Raw genomic sequence first — 16,988 nt, 5'->3', positions numbered from 1 at the left:
GGAAAGGCCGTACCGCTCGGCGAGCCTCAATCGGTTTATTCATTTTGGAGGAGAGGGCCTCGATCATGCCAGCAACTGCGTCGGCACGCCGAGAATCGGTCCTGCCTCGGCGAGCCGCTGGTCGAGGGTCCACACCGTGGCGCCATGCTCCGATGCCGTCGCGAGGTGCAGGGCGTCGCCAGCACGAAGCCCGAGGATATGCTGATCGGCGAATTTCGCGGCGACCCGAAAATGCCCGCCCGTCACCGGCAGCACGGTGAAGCTCTCAGCGACAAGCTTATTGAACATCGCGAGCGCTGCCGCGCGTTGATCCAGGTCGATCTGTCCGGTCCGAAGCTTGACCGCCATGGCGGAGGACATCTCGGTGATGGTCCAGTCGCTGATCACAAGTTGCGCAGGGTCCTGCTCCGCCAGCCAGCCCTGAACGCGCGCGGTCACGGCTTCGTTGGATAGCGCCGCGATGATCAGCGAAGTATCGAGATAGGACGTCAATAGCGATCGCCATCTCGCATCGATCGCACCAGATCGGTGGCAGCCTGAGCCTGCAGAGACATGGTTGCGGTCAGGGATTGGAGCAGGACGGCGTCGATCCGTTTGCGAGGGCGGGCCACGGCCGTGAGCCTGGCGACCGGCTTGCCACGCCGGGTTATGTCGATCGAGTCTCCAGCTTCAACCCGGTCGACGAGCTCACTCAGATGTGCCTTGGCGTCCGCCAGATTGACTGCATCCATGTCACGCTCCTGACCATGTAGATGGTCATGTAGCGCATAACGCGTGACAATTCCAGTGCAGAGCACGGCGAATAAGCAACTGGCTGCGTGAGCGAAGCAGGTGACCTGCAACGAGAATTATGCCGCTTCCCGCTTGACTCACACATATCCCGGCGGTTATACATCGATCAATAGCCGAAGAGTTATCGATCCCAATGCCAAACGCTCACGATGTACTCTTCAGAACGCTTGCCGATCCGACTCGGCGCGCTATTTTTGAGCGGCTGTGTCGCGAAGGAGAGCAGACGGTCGGGGCTCTGACGGCTCAGGCCGGAATTTCGCAACCGGCCGTGTCAAAACATCTCGGCGTTTTGAGGCAGGCCGGGCTCGTGCGCGACCGCCATGCAGGGCGACAGACCCATTATAGCGCGCAGCTTGCTGCGCTTGCCCCCCTGATCGACTGGACAAGCCAGATGACCGGGTTCTGGCAGAGCCGGTTCGACGACCTCGAAGACCTGCTCAAAAGGATGGACCAGTGAACCGAACGTCGACCGAAACGCTCTCCGTCGTTGTCGAACGGGAAATCGCTTATCCGCCCGAGAAGATCTGGCGCGCGCTCACGCAACCACACTTGATCGAGGAGTGGCTCATGAAAAATGACTTCAAACCTGTCGCGGACCACCGTTTCAATCTTCACGCAGACTGGGGCGCTGTCGAATGTCAGGTGCAGACGGTCGAGCCGAACAGAACACTGACTTACACGTGGGATACCAAGGATCTCAAGAGTGTCGTCTCCTGGACCCTCACCCCCACGAGCACCGGAGCCCGCTTGCGCATGGAACAGTCGGGCTTCCGGCCGGATCAGCAGCCTTACTTCCGGGGTGCCAAAGTCGGCTGGCCGAGGTTCTTTGACGATCTGGAGCAGGTTCTGGCGCGGACGGACTGAGATCCGCTGGGCTATCCAGGCAAGGGCTCTGTTACAGAGCGACATCACGAGGCGATAATGGAGGCAAGCCAATGAAGATCAAGTTGGCCAAAGTATACGTGGACGACCAGGAAAAGGCACTGGGCTTTTACACCGAAACGCTCGGCTTTACCAAGAAGGCCGATTTCAGCAATGGGCCGTTTCGCTGGCTGACCGTCGCATCACCCGACGAGCCGGACAGTGCCGAGCTGCAACTCGCGCTCAATGACAACCCCGCTGCAAAGACCTACCAGCAAGCCATTTTCCAGCAGGGCCAGCCCGCGGTCATGTTCTTCACCGATAACGTCAAGGGCGACTACGAGCGCATCAAAGCGCGCGGCGCCGAGTTCACGATGCCGCCGACCGAAGTAACCGGCTCGACCATCGCCCAGCTGAACGACAACTGCGGCAATCTCGTTCAAATCACCCAACTGGCGCGCTGGTAAAGCATGCGTTCAGTGGCGTGGCTGCCCGGCGGGAGTCGCCAAACGGGCTGCCCGATCCGCTTCGGTTCGTCTTCAGAGGAGGTCTCAATGGATTGGAACAAATGGGTTCGGCAGATCCACCGCTGGCTGTCGATCATCTTTGCGGCGGTCGTCGCCGCCATCTTCATCAGCCTGGGAGTAGGCAAGGAACCCGCCTACTGGGTATACCTCTTGCCGCTGTTTCCACTCTGCTTGCTCCTGCTTACCGGACTGTACATGTTCGTGCTGCCTTACGCTCCCAAGTGGCGCAACGCAGGGGGCACCGGCGCATTGGAGTGACCGCATGGCCAACAAGACGTCCATCAAGTCAGCGGCGGTCGCGAAGAAGCCCGCCGCCAAGCCTGCAACCGCCAAGCCGGTCCTCCTCGCAGGCGGCAACCCGCAGATCCCGAAGGGTGATGGTGACGCTCCTGTGCAGGCCTACATCGCGGCCATGCCGGGCTGGAAACGCGACGTCGGCCGCCGCCTCGACGCACTCATCGAACGCAACGTTCCCAACCTGCGCAAGGCCGTCAAATGGAACTCGCCCTTCTATGGCGTAGAGGGTCAAGGCTGGTTCCATTGCTTCACAAAGTACATCAAGCTGGCTTTCTTCCGCGGCACGTCGCTGCATCCTTTCCCTCCAGGCGAGTCCAAGCACAAGGACGTGCGCTACCTCGACATCCGCGAGGACGACCAGCTCGACGAAGCTCAACTCACCGACTGGGTAAAGCAAGCCAGCCAGTTGCCTGGCGAGCGAATGTGAGTGGAATGCCAGTCATTCCCGCAAACCCGGTGCCGACTAGCGGTATTCATGTGACGGGCGAGCGGCAACAACCCTAGGGAAAGCGACAATGGTGATGAAGAGTGGCTCTATGGAAGGAAATGCAGAGAGCTCCCCCTCGCAGCTGATAGATGCGAGGATCAGTGAGCTGGGCGATTGGCGAGGCAAGACGCTTTCCCATGTCCGCGCTCTCGTCAAGCAGGCTGACCCGGAAGTGGTCGAGGAGTGGAAGTGGCGAGGCGTTCCGGTGTGGTCGCACGCCGGAATAATCTGCACCGGCGAGACCTACAAGAACGTCGTGAAGGTGACCTTCGCAAAGGGCGCCGCCCTGCAGGATCCTTCAGGCCTGTTCAACTCCAGCCTCGAAGGCAACACCAGGCGCGCCATCGATATCCGTGAGGGCGAAGACATAGATGAGAATGCGTTCAAGGCGCTGATACGCGCCGCCGCCGCCCTGAACACGGCCCGATAGTCAGCTCCGGCCGATATGGTCGGCTAGCGGGCCGAGAGCGGCGAGCAAAGCTTCGCCGGTGGCTTGCGTCGCGTTCTCATGCGGTGCGCGCAGGTTCAGCCAGCGTCTGTCGCCGGACCGTACCGCCAGCACTGCCTTCATCGCGGAGATGAGGCCGGCGTCCTGGATGATTTTGCGGAACGCCTTGATGGCGGCATCCGCGTCAGTAATGTCCTCTCCCGCCAGCGCTGCGTCGTAGAGGGCCCGGATCGCTGCGGCATTCAGATTGACCGTCGCCGAGATGCACCCTGCAGCACCGTTGGCGAGGCCTTTCGTCAGCTGTGCTTCCGAGCTCGGGAACACCGCGACCCCTGGAGCTGCCGCAATGACCGCCGCGGTGTTGTTCCAATCGCCGGCGCTGTCCTTGTAAGCCACCACGACATCCGGAAACGCTTGGCTCAAGCGGGCGGTCAGCGCCGGGCTCACCGGTACGCCGGAATTCTGCGGGATGTGGTAGAGGATCATCCTCATCGCCGGGTTCGCCACCCGTTCGATCAGCTCGCCATAGTAGCGGACCTGTCCGTTGTCGCCGGCGGCCGTATAGAAGAACGACGGCAGCACCATCACCCCGGCACAGCCGAGCCCGACGGCATGCGCCGTCAGCTCGACGGTCTCGGCAAGTGCCGTGACACCGGTGCCGGGCATCAGATGGCTTGGCGAAATGCCGGCCTCGACCAGCCACTCCAGCGCTTGCATGCGCTCGCGCAACGAGACGGACAACGCCTCGCCCGTGGTGCCGAACGGCGACAGGAAATGCGCTCCCTGATCCAGCACCCACTTGGCGTGTGATATCCAGAGGTCGCGGGCAATGCGGCCGTCGTTTTCGAACGGCGTCAGGATCGGTGCGATGGTTCCTTGTGGGCGGATCATGTGCGTCCTTCTACCGGTGAAAATCTGTGCTGTGCTCAAAGCCGGCATCAAAAATGTCGAGCAAGCTACATGAAGCAATGTTGCTGAGTACCGGCCGTTCGACCTCGAAAGCAAGCGGCTCGCGCATAGGCGCGCGATTGTGATCGGGCGGCGGTTCTGAGGCTCTCGAGGTATATCCTTGTCACGGGATAACCTCGTCCGGCCGAAAGGGGGGTGACAAACGAGTTCTGCTGTTTCATCAATGCCGCCTTTTGAGGAGAAGCCCATGCGGAGGATCGGCGTCGGCATTATCGGCTGCGGCAACATTTCGGATGCCTATCTGAAGGCATCGCCACAATTCCCGGTGCTCGACATTGTCGGCGTCGCCGACATCAACCGGGCGGCAGCCGAGGCGAAAGCAGCGACCTACGGCCTGGCTGCCATGCCGGTCGACGCGCTGTTGGCCGATCCGCGCGTCGAGATCGTGCTCAACCTGACGACGCCGCAGCATCATGTGCCGGTCGGCCTGCAGGCTGTCGGGCAACGCAAGCACGTCTATTCCGAGAAGCCGCTGGCAACGACGCTCAGCGACGCCGAGCGGCTGGTCGCGGCCGCGCGCGAAAAGGGCGTGCGCGTCGGCTGTGCACCCGACACCTTTCTTGGCGGCTCCCACCAAACGGCGCGGCGGCTGGTCGATAAGGATACGGTCGGGACCATTGTCGCCGGCTCTGCCTTCATGCAGGTGCCCGGCCACGAGCTCTGGCATCCCAATCCGGATTTCTACTATCAGCCCGGCGGCGGGCCGATGCTCGACATGGGACCGTACTACCTGACCTGCCTGGTCAATCTCCTGGGTCCGGTAAAATCCGTGACCGGGCAGGCGAAGTCATCCTACGCCACCCGCACCATCGGTTCTGGACCGCGCCAGGGCGAGACCATCCGGGTCGAGGTGCCGACCCATATTTCCGGCCTGCTCGCATTCGAGAATGGCGCCGCGGTCTCGATCACCACCAGCTTCGACGTCTGGAAGCATGAACACAATCACATCGAACTTTACGGAACCACGGGCTCGATGATCGTCTCCGATCCCAACCAGTTCCAGGGCGACATCAGGACCAGCCAGCGCAAGGGCGACTGGACGGTGGCCGATCAGATCCATTCCTATGGCGACGGCAATTACCGGGGCCTCGGCCTTGCCGACATGGCGCAGGCGATCGTCTCGGGCAGGCAACACCGCGCCAGTCTCGACCTTTCCCTCCATGTCCTGGAAATCATGGAATCGATCATCTCTTCAGCAGACGTAGGGCAGCGTATCGATCTCAGATATGGCTGCGCCCGGCCGGCGCCGATGCGCGCCGATCTGCCTTTCGGAATTCTGGAATAGGGAACAATGCGATGAGCAAGACGGCACTGATTTTCTGGGGCGGCTGGGAAGGTCACACCCCGGCTCGAAGCGCCGAAATCGTCAAGGAGATGCTGGCCGGCAACGGCTTCGACGTGCAGCTGGAGCAGGGGACTTCGGCGCTTGCCGATCCGCAGCTGAGCAAGCTCGATCTCATCGTCCCGGTGATCACGATGTCGACGATCGAAAAGCCGGAGCTGCAAAACCTGACCAGCGCCGTCGGGGCCGGCACCGGCCTTGCGGGCTTTCACGGCACGATGTGCGACAGCTTCCGCAACGAGCCGGAATACCAGTTCATGACCGGCGGCCAGTGGGTCGCCCATCCCGGCAACATCATCGACTATCACGTCGATATCACCAGGCCAGACGATCCGGTCATGCAGGGCATCGACGGCTTCGCCTACCGTTCAGAGCAGTATTACATGCATGTCGATCCGACCAACGAGGTGCTGGCGACGACTACTTTCACCGGCGAGCATCTCGATTTCATCGCCGGCGTCGTCATGCCGGTCGTCTGGAAGCGCCGCTACGGCAAGGGCCGCGTCTTCTACAGCGCGCTCGGCCACACCGCCGACGAGTTCGCCGTGCCGCAAATGCGCACGATGTTCGAACGCGGCACGATTTGGGCCAGCCGAAACTCGGACCTTGCATAGCCGTTCAATCTGAACGCCACGTACAGTTGTAATCTCTCATAGGGGGCGGCCCGAACGCAGACACAGGCACTGGGCTGCGGCAAGCAAGGACTGCCATGGTAGTATCCAATACATCAGCGGTCCTCATCGAGAAATTCCGCAGCTGGAGGTCGAATGGAGCAGACGTGGCGATGGTTTGGGCCGAGCGACGCGGCAACGCTTGCCCATGCCAGGCAGGCCGGCGCGACCGGCATCGTGACGGCACTGCACGACATCCCTTACGGCGAAGTCTGGCCGATCGACGCTATTAGGCAGCGCCAGGCGCTTATCGAGGCGGATCCGGCGATGGGCCTGAAATGGAGCGTCGTCGAGAGTGTGCCCGTGCACGAGGACATCAAGCTCGGCCGCGGCGATCTCGACCGGCTCTACGACAATTTCAGGCAGACCTTACGCAATCTCGGCGCCTGCGGTGTGCGCACGGTCTGCTACAACTTCATGCTGATCCTCGACTGGACCCGGACCGACCTGGCTGCGCCGCTGCCGGGCGGCGGACGGGCGCTCCGCATGAACATGCACGAGCTTGCCGCGTTCGATTGCTACATGCTGCAGCGCAAGGGCTCGGAGCGCGACTATGCGCTCGATGTTCTCCAGCGGGCGAGCGAATGGTTCGAGACGACGCCGGATACGTCAAAAGAACGTCTGCTCGCCAACATCATGGCCGGCCTGCCGGGCGCCTTCAAGCGCTACGACATAGCAGAATTGCGCGAAGTGGTGGCCGAGCAGTCGGGCCTGTCGCACGACCGGCTGCGCGAGAACCTCGTCCGTTTTCTCGAAAACGTGCTGCCGGCGGCCGAAGAGGCGGGCGTCACGTTGGCGATCCACCCGGACGATCCGCCGCGCGATCTCGTCGGCCTGTGCCGGATCGTCAAGAACGCCGACGACATCGCCCTTATCCTGGACGCCGTGCCATCGGCCCATAGCGGCCTCACCTTGTGCACCGGGTCGCTGGGCGCCAACCCGGCCAATGACGTGCCCGCAATCGCCAGGCGCTTTGCGCACAAGATAAAGTTCGTGCATCTGCGCAATGTCAGCATGGACCCGGACGGCTCGTTCATGGAATCCGAGCATCTGAGCGGCGATGTCGACATGGTCTCGGTGGTCTCGATCTTGCTCGACGAGCAGCAACGCCGCCGCGATGCCGGTGAACCGGCGGCGCTGCTGCCGTTTCGCCCGGATCATGGCCACGAGCTGATTGATGACGCCGCGCGGCGCACCCATCCCGGCTACCCCGTGATCGGCCGTCTTCGCGGCCTTGCCGAATTGAGAGGCGTGATGACAGCGATTGCCCATCAGCGCGGCTACCGGCTGCGATGACGGCGCCCCGCCTGCTCTGCGTCGGCGCGCTCACCTACGACACGATCTTGCGCCTCGATGTCCTGCCCTCCGGCGCCGGCAAGTTCCTGCCGAGCGAGGCTATACAGATCGCGGCCGGGATGGCGGCAAGCGCCGCCGCGTCAGCCAGCCGCCAGGGCGGGCAGGTCTGGCTATGGGCAAGCGTCGGCGACGATGCTGTCGGCCGCGATGTCATCGGCCAGATGGAGGCGGAGCGGGTCGACTGTTCGCTGGTGCGCAGGGTTGAAGGTGGCCGCTCGGCCATTGCCACGATCCTGGTCGATGCCGCCGGCGAACGCATGATCGTGCCCTTCTACGATGCCGTCACGCAAGCCGATCCTGACCGTCTTCCGCCCGCGGATTTTTCCCGCTTCGACGTCGTGCTGGTTGATGTCCGCTGGCCTGGAGCCGCGGCCCTGGCGCTGGCGAAGGCTCGCGAGTGCGGCATCCCGGCGATCCTTGACGCCGATGTCGCGTCGCGACCGGTGCTCGACCGGCTGCTGCCGCTCGCCTCGCATGTCGTTGCTTCGCTGCCGGCGGCACGCATCCTTTGCGGTCCGGAGATATCCGCTGGTTCCGCCGTCGCCATTCTCGGCCAACGGACCGGCGCCTTCGTGGCGGTCACCGATGGCGCGAACGGCACCGTGTTCCAGCACCCGGGCGGCAATGATGTCCGTCATCTGCCGTCGCCGCGGGTCGAAGCCGTCGACACCCTGGCGACGGGCGACGTGTTTCACGGCACCTTCGCTCTCGGCCTGGCCGAAGGTTGGGACGAAGAGCGGGCGATAGCAGTGGCCAGCGCCGCCGCCGCGCTAAAGTGCCTGCGCTTTGGCGGACGGCTCGGCGCACCGACGCGCGCGGAAACGCTGGCTTTCATGCAAGGATCGACATGACGCCGAACACGCTTGGGCCGGTTCGGCAAAGAAGGCACGTCAAGTGGCGCCGATCGACTACCATGGTAGTCACTGCGCAACTGTTCGAGGGAGAATAAATGGCTGAGTTCAAAAAACGCGCACTGGTCACGGGAGCGGCCATGGGCATCGGCCGTGCTGTCGCCGAAAGACTGGCCGGGCAAGGCGTCGACCTGATTCTGTTCGACCGGGCGGGCGATCAGCTGGATGACGTCGCGGCGCAGCTTTCGGCGCGCGGCGTGACCGTGCACACCGTGCTTGGCTCGACCGCCGACACTGAAGCCTGTGGCCGCGCCGTCGAGCTTGCCCGGTCCGCGTTCGGCGGGCTCGACATGCTCTCCCACAATGCCGGCATCCAGCGTTACGGAACGGTGGAGACCACGGACGAGGCGCTTTGGGACGAGGTGATGAACGTCAACCTCAAGGCTGCCTACCTGCTCTCCCGCGCGGCGATGCCGCTGCTGCGGCAAAGCCGCGGCGCCATCGTCCATATGAGCTCGGTGCAGGGTCTGGCCAGCCAGGAAGGGGTTCTGGCCTACAGCACGGCCAAGCACGGCCTGATCGGGCTGGTCAAATCGATGGCCGTCGATTATGCGCCGCTCGGTGTGCGCGTCAATGCCGTCGCTCCGGGCGCGGTCGACACGCCGATGCTGCGGGATGCGGTCAAGCTCAACGATAAGCCCGACGAGATCCTGCGCATCCTCGACAACATGCATCCGCTCGGCCGTACCGCCCAGCCGCAAGAGATTGCCGCAGTCGTCGCCTTCCTGCTGTCCGACGATGCCTCCTTCGTCACCGGCGAGGTCGTACGCGTCGATGGCGGCCTGCTGGCGCGCATCGGCGGTTCTCCGCGCAAGGAATAACGTCGGCGCTGCTGCTTGCGCAGGCATTTCATGAACGGCTTGAAGCTGCAGAGCCTATAAGGGGTCGCCGATGGCACGGCTTTTGGGAACGCGGACCATCACCGAGGGGCGGCTCGACGAAACCGCCCCCGGCGCTTCAGTCGCGGCTAGGACGTTCGAGGTTTTGCTCGACCAGATCCTGACCTTCCGCCTGAAGCCGCACGAGCTGATTTCTGAAAAGGCGATGTCGGAAGCCCTCGGCGTGAGCCGCACGCCGGTCAGGGAGGCGCTCGCCCGGTTGGCCGGTCTTGGCTTGATCGACATTTATCCGCAGCGCGGCAGCATGGTGGCGCCGCTCCGAATTGCCGATCTCGAAAAATCGCAGTTTCTGCGCGAAGCGCTCGAAGTCGGCCTGATCAAGCGCGCGGTCGAGAGCCCGCGCCGTGCCGACCTGCTTGCCGTGCTCAAAGGCGAACTGGCCGTCCAGGAGACGTTCGCCTCCATCGCGGACGACAGGCGCTTCTTCAAGTCGGACGAGCTGTTCCACCAGCACATCGCCAGTCATGCCGGGTTTCCCGGAATCTGGGCCGACATCAGCGCGGCGAAGCTGCACATGGACCGCTTCCGCTTCCTGTCTTTTCCGCGCCTCGACAGCATGTCGGTGGTCCTCGGCCAGCATCGGCGGATTGTCGATGCGCTTGAGCAGGCCGACGCGTTTGCGGCGGAAGAGGCGATGCGAACGCATCTTCGCCGCATCTTCGAGGTGCTCGAAATCGTCCAGGAGCGCTATCCCTATTATTTCGAGGCAAACGGCAGTGTGAGCCCGCTTTCGGCCGGCTCAATCCAAGCCTGAGCCTTTCTTGCGCGCTTCCGAAGGTGTCTTGGTCTTGCTGCCGGATTTGTCGGGAGCTGGCTCGGCTTTGCGATCTTGACCCTCGCCGCCTTGCTCGTTGCGGAGCTGCTTTTCCACTATCGATCGCGATCCTTCCGCCGGGTCTTGTTCAGGATGAGTATCGGTTCCCGTCATGTCGGCTCCTATCCATTTTGATCAATTGCGTGCGGCGTGGGCTGACCTCCGCCGCCGGTTCTGTCGCGCCCGATCATAAGCCAGGCGGCGAACAGCACGACCAGTACGACCACGATCCAGGCGACGAAACGAGGCATCGGCCTCATGTCCCTCGCCGCCGCTTGCTGCCGCGTGCCTCCGGATCGGAGCCGGCCTCGACCGTTGGATCGGGCACGACCGGGCCGCGTTCGGCCTCGGAACCCTCAGCTTCGATCTCCTGCACGGCCTGATCCCAGTGCTCGCGCTCGCGTCCTTGCGGACGGCCTTCGCGCTCCCAGATCTCGTGGGCTCGCTGCTTGATACGCTCTTCCCTGTCCATGGCCTTTGCCTCCTCATCCCCTAATCCGGCGATCGCTGGTTTGTTCCGCGGTGCCAGCGCCGTTCATCACGGTTCAGTTGACCTGATCACCCAGCGCTCTAGATCAAACTTCGCGCCGAAGTCGCTTGGTGCGGGGAGAACAATCGTGTGGCAGCAACGCTACAAGCACGTATTGTAAATGCCGTTACAGCCGTCGGTCCTCGACCAGACCGCCTGTGCTTGCTGCTGGTAATATTTGTACTGACGGCATGCTCGCCTTCCGGCCAGGTCGAGCAGCAGTCGAAAACCGCGGCTTCCGCCGCACAGACCGCATCGCTGGTCCTGGAGAGCTGGATCGCTGGGGGAGCCCCGTCGGAATACACGTCGCGCACTTTGCAATCGGCCGGCAAGGCGCTCGCCGATGCCGGTGCGCAAATCCAGTCCGGCAAGTCGCCTGAGCCCGGCGGGCAAGCCGGTCTGACGATCGCGGTTGGACGGCTTTCGGCAGCGGTAATTCGCGCGGCCACGGCCGTGCAGAACGGCAACCGCTCGGAAGTGGAACACGCACAGCAGGATCTGCGGGCCGCCGCCGCCGACCTGAGCACGTCCTACGCGAAATATTTCGCGCCGAAATCATGAAGAAGCTGCTCGAAATATCGCTCGGCGTCGTCACCAGCGTTGGCGGCTTTCTTGAGGTCGGATCAATGGCGACCGCCGCTCAGGCCGGCGCCGCGTTCAGGTTTCAGCTGATATGGGCCGTCGTCCTGGGCACGATCTGCATCATCTTCCTGGTCGAAATGGCCGGACGCTTCGCCGCAGTTAGTCATCACACCATCGCCGACGGGATCCGGGAACGGTTTGGCTTCAACGCCTTTCTGTGGCCGTTGCTCGCCACTTTGCTGGTTAACTTCCTGGTCATGGCAGCCGAAATCGGCGGTGTTGCGATTGCGCTCGAGCTCGCCACCGGCATCGGCTTTCAGTGGTGGGCGCTGCCGGTCGCTTTTCTGGCATGGCTGTTCCTTTGGAAAGGCACGTTCGGACTCATCGAAAAAGGCGTCGCGATCCTCGGGCTGGTCACGCTGTGCTTCGTGGTTGGCGCCGTCATACTGAAGCCCGATTGGGGGCAGGTCGCGGCCGGGGCCGTGCCAACACTGCCGGATCACGACGCGGCCAACTACTGGTTCATGGCGGTCAGCATTCTTGGTGCGTCGATCTCGCCCTATCTGTTCATGTTCTATTCGTCGGGAGCGATCGAGGACGAGTGGGACAAGAGCTATCTCGGAGCCAATCGGGCGATTGCCGGCCTGGGCATGAGTTTTGGCGGCACAATCGCTATGGGTGTGCTGATTGTGGCGGCGCTCGTTCTGGCAGCACACGGCATAGTGCAGGTCGACGACTACCACCAACTGCCGCTGATGCTGATCCAGATCTTCGGTTTCTGGGGATTTGTCCTGTTCGTTGCGTCACTAGGCATTGCCTGTTTCGGCGCCGCGCTCGAAATCGGCCTGCAGCAAGCCTACCTTGTGGCGCAGGGTTTCGGCTGGACCTGGGGCGAGAACCTGAAACCGCGCGACGACCCGGGCTTCAGCGCCGCGTATACGGTCTCGCTGTTTCTCGCCGCCATTCCGATCGCACTGGGTCTCGATCCGCTGAAGCTCACCATCTTCTCCATGGCGCTGACGGCCGCCAGCCTGCCGCTAACCGTGGTGCCGTTCCTCTTCCTGCTGAACGACGAGCGTTATGTCGGCGAGCACCGCAATGGCATGATAGCGAATGCCGCGGTCATCTTCATCATCGCGCTCGGTTTCGTGCTCGCGATCGTGACCATTCCTTTGCAGATATTCGGAGGCACGTGATGGATTTGCTGCGCGACATCCTGGACAAGCAAGTGGTCGACCGCGAGCAGGTCAAGATCGGCAAGGTTGACGGGCTGGTGGCCGAACTCAGGCCAGGCAAGCCGCCAAAAATCATTGCGGTCGAGCTCGGCTCGATCACGCTGGCGCGCCGGCTTGGCCAGCGGCCCGGGCGCTGGATGGCGCGGCTTGCGGCAAGGCTCGGCGGCAAGCGCCATGCCGAGCCGCACCGCATCGCCTGGAACAAGGTGCGCGACATCGGCGTCGACATCGAGTTCGATATCGACGTCCGCGAAACGGCGATTTTCGACTGGCAGGACTGGCTGCGCGACCGTGTCATTGGGCGTATCCCGGGAGCTGGATGATGGCTACTATCAATCTCGAGCAATTGGCTGGCAGGAATGTGCTTTCGCAGCGCGGCAAAAGCATCGGTCATATCGAGGAGATACGCGCAGAATCGGATGGCGACGACCTGGTGATTGCCGAGTACCATGTCGGCATCTACGCGGCCTTCGAGCGTCTGTCCGCTTCGGCCATCGGCATTGCGGTCCTCAATGTCTTTGGACTGCGCAGTCGCGACAGCATGTACCGCATTCCTTGGGACAAGCTGGACATCTCCGATGCGGTGCGGCCGCGGTTGTTATGCACGACGGAAGAACTTTCCGGTATGAAGGGGAGTATCGAGGGCGATAAACCGGAATGAACGATACTTTCCCGCCGTCCGAGAATGGGGTCCAGTGAAAGTCCTGGTTACCGGCGCCACCGGCCTGATCGGTGCCTCGGTCGTGGCACGCCTTCTTTCCGAAGGACATGAGGTGATCGGATTGGTCCGCAGCCCCGGCGCAAACCGGACCGGCAATTATCAATTGCTGGTGCTGGACATGGCGGTGGCGCTGCAGCCCGAAGACTGGCTACCGCATCTCAGGGGCATAGACGCCGTCGTCAATTGTGCCGGCGTTCTGCAGGATAGCCCTCGTGAAAAGACGCGCGAAGTCCATTGCGATGCGGCGGCAGCACTCTTCCTCGCCTGTGCGCGGGCAGGGGTTGCCCGGGTGATCCACTTTTCGGCAATCGGCGTCGATCGGGCGCAGCCTTCGACGTTCTCGGCGACGAAACTGGCCGGCGACCAAGCGCTTATGGCGCTTGATCTGGATTGGGTGATCCTGCGCCCGTCCGTGGTGCTCGGCCGGCCGGTGTTTGGGGCCAGCGCATTGTTTAGGGGTCTCGCCTCGCTGCCGGTGCTGCCGTCCATGCCCGGCACCGGCCGGCTCCAGGTGGTGCTACTCGACGATGTGGTCTCAACAGTCGTCTTCCTTCTCGATCCCGACAGTCCGTCTCGCGTCGTGTTGGAACTTGTCGGTCCTGAACAACTGAGCATGGACGAGGTCGTCGGCAGCTATCGCCGATGGCTCGGCTGGGCTCCTGCAGCCAGGTTTGTCTTGCCGGCGGCTGTTGCAAGGCTTCTCTACCGCCTCGGCGACCTTGCCGCGATGTTCGGCTGGCGTCCACCGATGCGCACCAACGCGGCCAGAGAGATCGCCCGAGGAGCGGTTGGAGATCCCTCGGACTGGACCGCCACGACCGGCATACGCCCGCAAACCCTGGCGGGCTTCCTCGCGCTCAATCCGGCAACGGTGCAGGAAAAATGGTTTGCCCGGCTGTATTTCATCAAGCCTGCGATCTTCGTCGTCCTGCCCTTCTTCTGGATCGTGACGGGTATTGTGTCGCTGACCACCGGCTATAACGGTGGCGTCGAGCTGATGCAAAGCACGGGGGGTGGCATATTGTCGGTGCCGACCGTGATAGCCGGTGCTCTTGCCGACATCGCCGTCGGCGCGCTCCTAGCCTGGCGGCCGGCGGCGCGAAAAGGCCTCTATGGCGGCATCGCGCTCTCGCTCTTCTACCTGGTCGTCGGAAGCTTCCTGAGCCCCGAGCTGTGGAACGACCCGCTTGGGCCGTTCCTCAAGGTGTTGCCGATCCTGGTGCTGCACTTTGTGGCCTTGGCAGTGCTGGAGGAGCGTTGATGCTCTATTTCCTGCTGAGATTTCTGCATGTCATCGGCGCATCCGTGCTGCTTGGTACCGGCGTCGGTATCGCTTTCTTCATGCTGCTCGCCCACAGGACCGGCAATGCCGCGACGATTGCGGCGGTGGCGCGTATCGTCGTCGTCGCCGACTTCCTTTTCACCGCGACGGCCGTGGTCACGCAGCCTTTGACCGGAGCCGCGCTCGCCTGGCAGGCAGGCTACTCGCTGTTGGAGGGCTGGATCGTACTTTCGATCGCGCTCTATATCTTCACCGGAATGTTCTGGCTCCCGGTCGTCTGGATGCAAATGGAGATGCGCAAGCTGGCATCGCAAGCCGCCGCTGCAGGCGCGCCGTTGCCGCCGCGCTATCATCGGCTCTTCTGGCTGTGGTTCGCCTTCGGCTTCCCCGCCTTCGCTGCGGTACTCGGGATTTTCTGGCTAATGATCTCTCGGCCTGCGATCGACTGGTGAAGACAGGCCGCGTGCAGCTGCCGGGATGAGCGATGACATTCATTTCAGCGAATAGAGATAGGCCGCGATATCCCGCGCCTCCTGCTCGGAAATTCTGGTCGAAGGCATTGCCGTGTGCGGATTGACCTCCCTTGCGGCGCGTATCCAACGGACCATATTTCGCGGGTTGTTGGACAATACGCCGCCGATATAGATCCGGGTGGCCAAGCTGGCGTCGAGGCGTGGACCAACCAACCCTTGTGCGCTGGGAACGCCGGTGATCGTGTGGCATCCGGCACAGCCATTGGCCATGATGATTGGTATGGCGCGGGCGCCAACACCGCCGGTTGCATTGTCGGCCTTCTGCTCCACTCGACGGCTTTGCTCGAAGTACAACGCGATCCCGGCCAGGGCTGCAACAAGCACGACAATTGCCGCGGCGCCGAGGATGGGTCCGGACGGAGTGAAGCGCGATGTTGCGCGCACGCCGATGCTGCCAGGGGCATTGTCCGTCTTATGCGCGACCCTGGTGAGGCGCTCCGGCCACAACGTCAGCGCCGCCCAAGCTGCGGCCAGCACGGCAATTGCCGTCCCGGCACCAATGACCAGCTTAGACAGCCTGGAGCGCATGCAACGCCTCCCATCTTCTCTGTCCACTTGAGCGAATCCACAGACCGGCCAGCAGCAACGCGGCTCCGCCATAAATCAGGCCGGCCGGAACCCACATCACCAAGCCGGCGAGCTGCTGGTCCTCGAGCGGGCTAAGGCCCCACAATTCCGCGCCGGCTGCGTTTACCGGGTACCACAGCCTTGGCGAGACCAGCAGCAGCACCCCGAGCAGGCCGGTGTGCAGCGAGGTGAAAAAGAGGTGCATGACTGCGCTGCCGTAGGCTTGTTCGCCGCCTGAACGCGGCAGCAGCACCCACCAGAACAGCAGCCCCGTACCGAAGAAGCTGGCATGTTGCGCATAATGCAGGACACCCTGTGCAAGCGCCGCCTCGAACAGCGCCGGAACGTGCCACGCCCATATCGCGACGCCGTGCAGGAAGGTCGCGGCTAGAGGACGGCTGACAGCGGCCCAAACGGCTCGAAGCACCTTCGCCTGCCCGGCTGCGCCAAATGCCAGCCGCAGCTTGATCGGCAATGCCCACATCATCGCCGCCGCTGGACGGGAGGCGACCAGCAGGGGTGCCGCCACCGCCATCAACAGCTCGTGCTCGATCATGTGGGCGGTGAAAACGCGCTCACCGAATGCGTGGAGCGGGCTGACCAGTGCTGCCGCCAAAATGGCCCAGCCGGTCGCAAACAGCAGGGCTTGCCGCAACCGCAACGGGCGGCTGCGGGCACTCCGCCGCCACAGCCGAAAGGCGCCTGCCGCGTAAAGCAGTGCGACCATGGTTAGCGGCAGCGTGATCGGCAACGCCAGCGTCCAGCCGGCCTGCGAGGCACCGGCACCGTAGCAGATCGAGGTCGAGAAGAGCGCGTCGAAGCTCATCGTAGGCAGCCGTCAACAATGAGCGAGGCCGCGCCTTGCATGACGATTACCAGCGCAAACAGCACCGCGCTGAGAATGCCGATATTGGCGACGAAATGCTCGGTGCCGCGCGTACGATCCGGTTTAAAGGCGGCGCCACCTTGCTGTCGCGCCCGCCACGAAAGCACGCCGCCGAGCAAGGCCAGCACTGTCAGCACCAGCGCAATGACCGGTATGACGGGAATACCGTGGGCGCACTGCCACTCCACGAACGCATAATTCAGCTGCGTCGACACCGCCCAGGCCAAAGGCCCGGACAACAGCCCGCCCCATGATGTGCCCAAGCGAAGCGCACGCATC

The 16,988-nt window shown here is 63.1% G+C and carries 26 protein-coding genes; 18 read left to right on the top strand and 8 right to left on the bottom strand.

Annotated features, from left to right (window positions below; genetic code table 11):
• Nucleotides 1-63 precede the first annotated feature (63 nt).
• Both NKH99_RS13210 and NKH99_RS13205 read right to left on the bottom strand, forming a co-directional pair.
• The gene (locus tag NKH99_RS13210) at nucleotides 64-492 is read right to left on the bottom strand and encodes a type II toxin-antitoxin system VapC family toxin (protein ID WP_353014360.1); all 429 of its coding nucleotides are present in this window, start codon (nucleotides 490-492) and stop codon (nucleotides 64-66) included.
• On the bottom strand, nucleotides 489-731 hold the full coding sequence (locus NKH99_RS13205) for a type II toxin-antitoxin system Phd/YefM family antitoxin (RefSeq protein ID WP_352502143.1): 243 nt from the start codon (nucleotides 729-731) through the stop codon (nucleotides 489-491). Before NKH99_RS13205 ends, NKH99_RS13210 begins: the two co-directional genes overlap by 4 nt.
• A 194-nt stretch (nucleotides 732-925) precedes the next feature.
• Here NKH99_RS13205 and NKH99_RS13200 point away from each other — a divergent pair, with 194 nt between their 5' ends.
• From NKH99_RS13200 to NKH99_RS13175, 6 genes are all read left to right on the top strand, one after another.
• On the top strand, nucleotides 926-1,249 hold the full coding sequence (locus tag NKH99_RS13200; RefSeq protein ID WP_023716560.1) for an ArsR/SmtB family transcription factor: 324 nt from the start codon (nucleotides 926-928) through the stop codon (nucleotides 1,247-1,249).
• Nucleotides 1,246-1,656 (top strand): SRPBCC family protein, encoded by a 411-nt coding sequence (locus NKH99_RS13195; RefSeq protein ID WP_352473443.1) that lies wholly within the window; start codon nucleotides 1,246-1,248, stop codon nucleotides 1,654-1,656. The genes NKH99_RS13200 and NKH99_RS13195 overlap by 4 nt, the downstream gene beginning before the upstream one ends.
• A gap of 71 nt (nucleotides 1,657-1,727) precedes the next feature.
• On the top strand, nucleotides 1,728-2,120 hold the full coding sequence (locus NKH99_RS13190; protein WP_352502145.1) for a VOC family protein: 393 nt from the start codon (nucleotides 1,728-1,730) through the stop codon (nucleotides 2,118-2,120).
• An 87-nt stretch (nucleotides 2,121-2,207) separates the two neighbouring features.
• On the top strand, nucleotides 2,208-2,438 hold the full coding sequence (locus NKH99_RS13185; RefSeq protein ID WP_352612050.1) for a hypothetical protein: 231 nt from the start codon (nucleotides 2,208-2,210) through the stop codon (nucleotides 2,436-2,438).
• Nucleotides 2,439-2,442: 4 nt separating this feature from the next.
• Nucleotides 2,443-2,904 carry a DUF1801 domain-containing protein gene (locus tag NKH99_RS13180; protein WP_353014359.1) on the top strand — a complete coding sequence of 154 codons (462 nt, stop codon included), beginning with the start codon at nucleotides 2,443-2,445 and terminating at the stop codon, nucleotides 2,902-2,904.
• Between the two features lie 109 nt (nucleotides 2,905-3,013).
• The gene (locus tag NKH99_RS13175) at nucleotides 3,014-3,394 is read left to right on the top strand and encodes a DUF1801 domain-containing protein (protein WP_352612052.1); all 381 of its coding nucleotides are present in this window, start codon (nucleotides 3,014-3,016) and stop codon (nucleotides 3,392-3,394) included.
• Here NKH99_RS13175 and NKH99_RS13170 read toward each other — a convergent pair whose 3' ends face one another.
• Nucleotides 3,395-4,303 carry a dihydrodipicolinate synthase family protein gene (locus tag NKH99_RS13170; RefSeq protein WP_352971145.1) on the bottom strand — a complete coding sequence of 303 codons (909 nt, stop codon included), beginning with the start codon at nucleotides 4,301-4,303 and terminating at the stop codon, nucleotides 3,395-3,397. It abuts the gene before it with no gap.
• Nucleotides 4,304-4,568: 265 nt separating this feature from the next.
• Between NKH99_RS13170 and NKH99_RS13165 the strand changes: the two genes are divergently transcribed.
• The 6 genes from NKH99_RS13165 to NKH99_RS13140 all read left to right on the top strand — a co-directional run bounded on the left by NKH99_RS13165 (nucleotide 4,569) and on the right by NKH99_RS13140 (nucleotide 10,314).
• Nucleotides 4,569-5,666, top strand: a complete 1,098-nt coding sequence (locus NKH99_RS13165; RefSeq protein ID WP_352971143.1) for a Gfo/Idh/MocA family protein — start codon at nucleotides 4,569-4,571, stop codon at nucleotides 5,664-5,666.
• Nucleotides 5,667-5,677: 11 nt separating this feature from the next.
• Nucleotides 5,678-6,337, top strand: a complete 660-nt coding sequence (locus NKH99_RS13160) for a ThuA domain-containing protein (RefSeq protein ID WP_352971141.1) — start codon at nucleotides 5,678-5,680, stop codon at nucleotides 6,335-6,337.
• Nucleotides 6,338-6,490: 153 nt separating this feature from the next.
• Entirely contained in the window at nucleotides 6,491-7,690 is a 1,200-nt protein-coding gene (gene uxuA, locus NKH99_RS13155; protein WP_352971139.1) for a mannonate dehydratase, read from the top strand.
• Nucleotides 7,687-8,601: a PfkB family carbohydrate kinase gene (locus tag NKH99_RS13150; protein WP_353014358.1), complete on the top strand. Its 915-nt coding sequence runs from the start codon at nucleotides 7,687-7,689 to the stop codon at nucleotides 8,599-8,601. The genes uxuA and NKH99_RS13150 overlap by 4 nt, the downstream gene beginning before the upstream one ends.
• A 98-nt stretch (nucleotides 8,602-8,699) precedes the next feature.
• Nucleotides 8,700-9,482, top strand: coding sequence for an SDR family NAD(P)-dependent oxidoreductase (locus NKH99_RS13145; RefSeq protein ID WP_352451506.1), 783 nt, complete (start codon nucleotides 8,700-8,702; stop codon nucleotides 9,480-9,482).
• Between the two features lie 70 nt (nucleotides 9,483-9,552).
• Complete coding sequence (locus NKH99_RS13140; protein WP_352768239.1) at nucleotides 9,553-10,314, top strand: GntR family transcriptional regulator; 762 nt, start codon at nucleotides 9,553-9,555, stop codon at nucleotides 10,312-10,314.
• Here the strand turns inward: NKH99_RS13140 and NKH99_RS13135 are convergent.
• Both NKH99_RS13135 and NKH99_RS13130 read right to left on the bottom strand, forming a co-directional pair.
• Entirely contained in the window at nucleotides 10,300-10,488 is a 189-nt protein-coding gene (locus NKH99_RS13135) for a hypothetical protein (RefSeq protein WP_352768241.1), read from the bottom strand. The genes NKH99_RS13140 and NKH99_RS13135 overlap by 15 nt on opposite strands.
• 142 nt (nucleotides 10,489-10,630) lie before the next feature.
• On the bottom strand, nucleotides 10,631-10,846 hold the full coding sequence (locus NKH99_RS13130; protein ID WP_352768244.1) for a DUF2934 domain-containing protein: 216 nt from the start codon (nucleotides 10,844-10,846) through the stop codon (nucleotides 10,631-10,633).
• 219 nt (nucleotides 10,847-11,065) lie between these two features.
• On the opposite strand from NKH99_RS13130, the gene NKH99_RS13125 reads away from it, so the two are divergent.
• The 6 genes from NKH99_RS13125 to NKH99_RS13100 are packed head-to-tail and all read left to right on the top strand — an operon-like array spanning nucleotide 11,066 to nucleotide 15,175.
• Entirely contained in the window at nucleotides 11,066-11,464 is a 399-nt protein-coding gene (locus NKH99_RS13125; RefSeq protein WP_352768247.1) for a hypothetical protein, read from the top strand.
• On the top strand, nucleotides 11,461-12,681 hold the full coding sequence (locus NKH99_RS13120) for an NRAMP family divalent metal transporter (RefSeq protein ID WP_352768250.1): 1,221 nt from the start codon (nucleotides 11,461-11,463) through the stop codon (nucleotides 12,679-12,681). Before NKH99_RS13125 ends, NKH99_RS13120 begins: the two co-directional genes overlap by 4 nt.
• Nucleotides 12,681-13,043, top strand: a complete 363-nt coding sequence (locus NKH99_RS13115; RefSeq protein WP_352768253.1) for a hypothetical protein — start codon at nucleotides 12,681-12,683, stop codon at nucleotides 13,041-13,043. Before NKH99_RS13120 ends, NKH99_RS13115 begins: the two co-directional genes overlap by 1 nt.
• On the top strand, nucleotides 13,043-13,381 hold the full coding sequence (locus tag NKH99_RS13110) for a hypothetical protein (RefSeq protein WP_352768255.1): 339 nt from the start codon (nucleotides 13,043-13,045) through the stop codon (nucleotides 13,379-13,381). The genes NKH99_RS13115 and NKH99_RS13110 overlap by 1 nt, the downstream gene beginning before the upstream one ends.
• A 34-nt stretch (nucleotides 13,382-13,415) precedes the next feature.
• Nucleotides 13,416-14,702: an SDR family oxidoreductase gene (locus NKH99_RS13105; protein WP_352768257.1), complete on the top strand. Its 1,287-nt coding sequence runs from the start codon at nucleotides 13,416-13,418 to the stop codon at nucleotides 14,700-14,702.
• Nucleotides 14,702-15,175: a DUF2269 family protein gene (locus NKH99_RS13100; RefSeq protein WP_352768258.1), complete on the top strand. Its 474-nt coding sequence runs from the start codon at nucleotides 14,702-14,704 to the stop codon at nucleotides 15,173-15,175. Before NKH99_RS13105 ends, NKH99_RS13100 begins: the two co-directional genes overlap by 1 nt.
• A 39-nt stretch (nucleotides 15,176-15,214) precedes the next feature.
• Here the strand turns inward: NKH99_RS13100 and NKH99_RS13095 are convergent, their stop codons facing one another.
• Genes NKH99_RS13095 through NKH99_RS13085 form a run of 3 tightly spaced genes read right to left on the bottom strand, consistent with a single transcriptional unit; the run spans nucleotide 15,215 to nucleotide 16,987 of the window.
• The gene (locus NKH99_RS13095; protein ID WP_352768260.1) at nucleotides 15,215-15,784 is read right to left on the bottom strand and encodes a c-type cytochrome; all 570 of its coding nucleotides are present in this window, start codon (nucleotides 15,782-15,784) and stop codon (nucleotides 15,215-15,217) included.
• Entirely contained in the window at nucleotides 15,765-16,649 is an 885-nt protein-coding gene (locus tag NKH99_RS13090; RefSeq protein ID WP_352768263.1) for a cytochrome c oxidase assembly protein, read from the bottom strand. Before NKH99_RS13090 ends, NKH99_RS13095 begins: the two co-directional genes overlap by 20 nt.
• On the bottom strand, nucleotides 16,646-16,987 hold the full coding sequence (locus NKH99_RS13085; protein WP_352457440.1) for a hypothetical protein: 342 nt from the start codon (nucleotides 16,985-16,987) through the stop codon (nucleotides 16,646-16,648). The genes NKH99_RS13090 and NKH99_RS13085 overlap by 4 nt, the downstream gene beginning before the upstream one ends.
• Nucleotide 16,988: the final 1 nt, after the last annotated feature.

Origin of the sequence: Mesorhizobium sp. M0854 (genome assembly GCF_040319815.1) — a bacterium.
Taxonomy (GTDB): domain Bacteria; phylum Pseudomonadota; class Alphaproteobacteria; order Rhizobiales; family Rhizobiaceae; genus Mesorhizobium.
Note: the sequence above shows the minus strand (reverse complement) of the source record. Positions and strands in the feature narration are given on the sequence as shown.

Bases quoted from the DNA above. Each gene is read 5' to 3' on its own strand.
- NKH99_RS13185 (WP_352612050.1), top strand. From the start codon at position 2,208: ATGGATTGGAACAAATGGGTTCGGCAGATCCACCGCTGGCTGTCGATC.
- NKH99_RS13150 (WP_353014358.1), top strand. From the start codon at position 7,687: ATGACGGCGCCCCGCCTGCTCTGCGTCGGCGCGCTCACCTACGACACG.
- NKH99_RS13135 (WP_352768241.1), bottom strand. From the start codon at position 10,488: ATGACGGGAACCGATACTCATCCTGAACAAGACCCGGCGGAAGGATCG.
- NKH99_RS13115 (WP_352768253.1), top strand. From the start codon at position 12,681: ATGGATTTGCTGCGCGACATCCTGGACAAGCAAGTGGTCGACCGCGAG.
- NKH99_RS13190 (WP_352502145.1), top strand. From the start codon at position 1,728: ATGAAGATCAAGTTGGCCAAAGTATACGTGGACGACCAGGAAAAGGCA.
- NKH99_RS13160 (WP_352971141.1), top strand. From the start codon at position 5,678: ATGAGCAAGACGGCACTGATTTTCTGGGGCGGCTGGGAAGGTCACACC.
- NKH99_RS13175 (WP_352612052.1), top strand. From the start codon at position 3,014: ATGGAAGGAAATGCAGAGAGCTCCCCCTCGCAGCTGATAGATGCGAGG.
- NKH99_RS13085 (WP_352457440.1), bottom strand. From the start codon at position 16,987: ATGCGTGCGCTTCGCTTGGGCACATCATGGGGCGGGCTGTTGTCCGGG.
- NKH99_RS13110 (WP_352768255.1), top strand. From the start codon at position 13,043: ATGGCTACTATCAATCTCGAGCAATTGGCTGGCAGGAATGTGCTTTCG.
- NKH99_RS13140 (WP_352768239.1), top strand. From the start codon at position 9,553: ATGGCACGGCTTTTGGGAACGCGGACCATCACCGAGGGGCGGCTCGAC.
- NKH99_RS13090 (WP_352768263.1), bottom strand. From the start codon at position 16,649: ATGAGCTTCGACGCGCTCTTCTCGACCTCGATCTGCTACGGTGCCGGT.
- NKH99_RS13100 (WP_352768258.1), top strand. From the start codon at position 14,702: ATGCTCTATTTCCTGCTGAGATTTCTGCATGTCATCGGCGCATCCGTG.
- uxuA (WP_352971139.1), top strand. From the start codon at position 6,491: ATGGAGCAGACGTGGCGATGGTTTGGGCCGAGCGACGCGGCAACGCTT.
- NKH99_RS13200 (WP_023716560.1), top strand. From the start codon at position 926: ATGCCAAACGCTCACGATGTACTCTTCAGAACGCTTGCCGATCCGACT.
- NKH99_RS13180 (WP_353014359.1), top strand. From the start codon at position 2,443: ATGGCCAACAAGACGTCCATCAAGTCAGCGGCGGTCGCGAAGAAGCCC.
- NKH99_RS13165 (WP_352971143.1), top strand. From the start codon at position 4,569: ATGCGGAGGATCGGCGTCGGCATTATCGGCTGCGGCAACATTTCGGAT.
- NKH99_RS13120 (WP_352768250.1), top strand. From the start codon at position 11,461: ATGAAGAAGCTGCTCGAAATATCGCTCGGCGTCGTCACCAGCGTTGGC.
- NKH99_RS13130 (WP_352768244.1), bottom strand. From the start codon at position 10,846: ATGGACAGGGAAGAGCGTATCAAGCAGCGAGCCCACGAGATCTGGGAG.
- NKH99_RS13095 (WP_352768260.1), bottom strand. From the start codon at position 15,784: ATGCGCTCCAGGCTGTCTAAGCTGGTCATTGGTGCCGGGACGGCAATT.
- NKH99_RS13170 (WP_352971145.1), bottom strand. From the start codon at position 4,303: ATGATCCGCCCACAAGGAACCATCGCACCGATCCTGACGCCGTTCGAA.
- NKH99_RS13145 (WP_352451506.1), top strand. From the start codon at position 8,700: ATGGCTGAGTTCAAAAAACGCGCACTGGTCACGGGAGCGGCCATGGGC.
- NKH99_RS13205 (WP_352502143.1), bottom strand. From the start codon at position 731: ATGGATGCAGTCAATCTGGCGGACGCCAAGGCACATCTGAGTGAGCTC.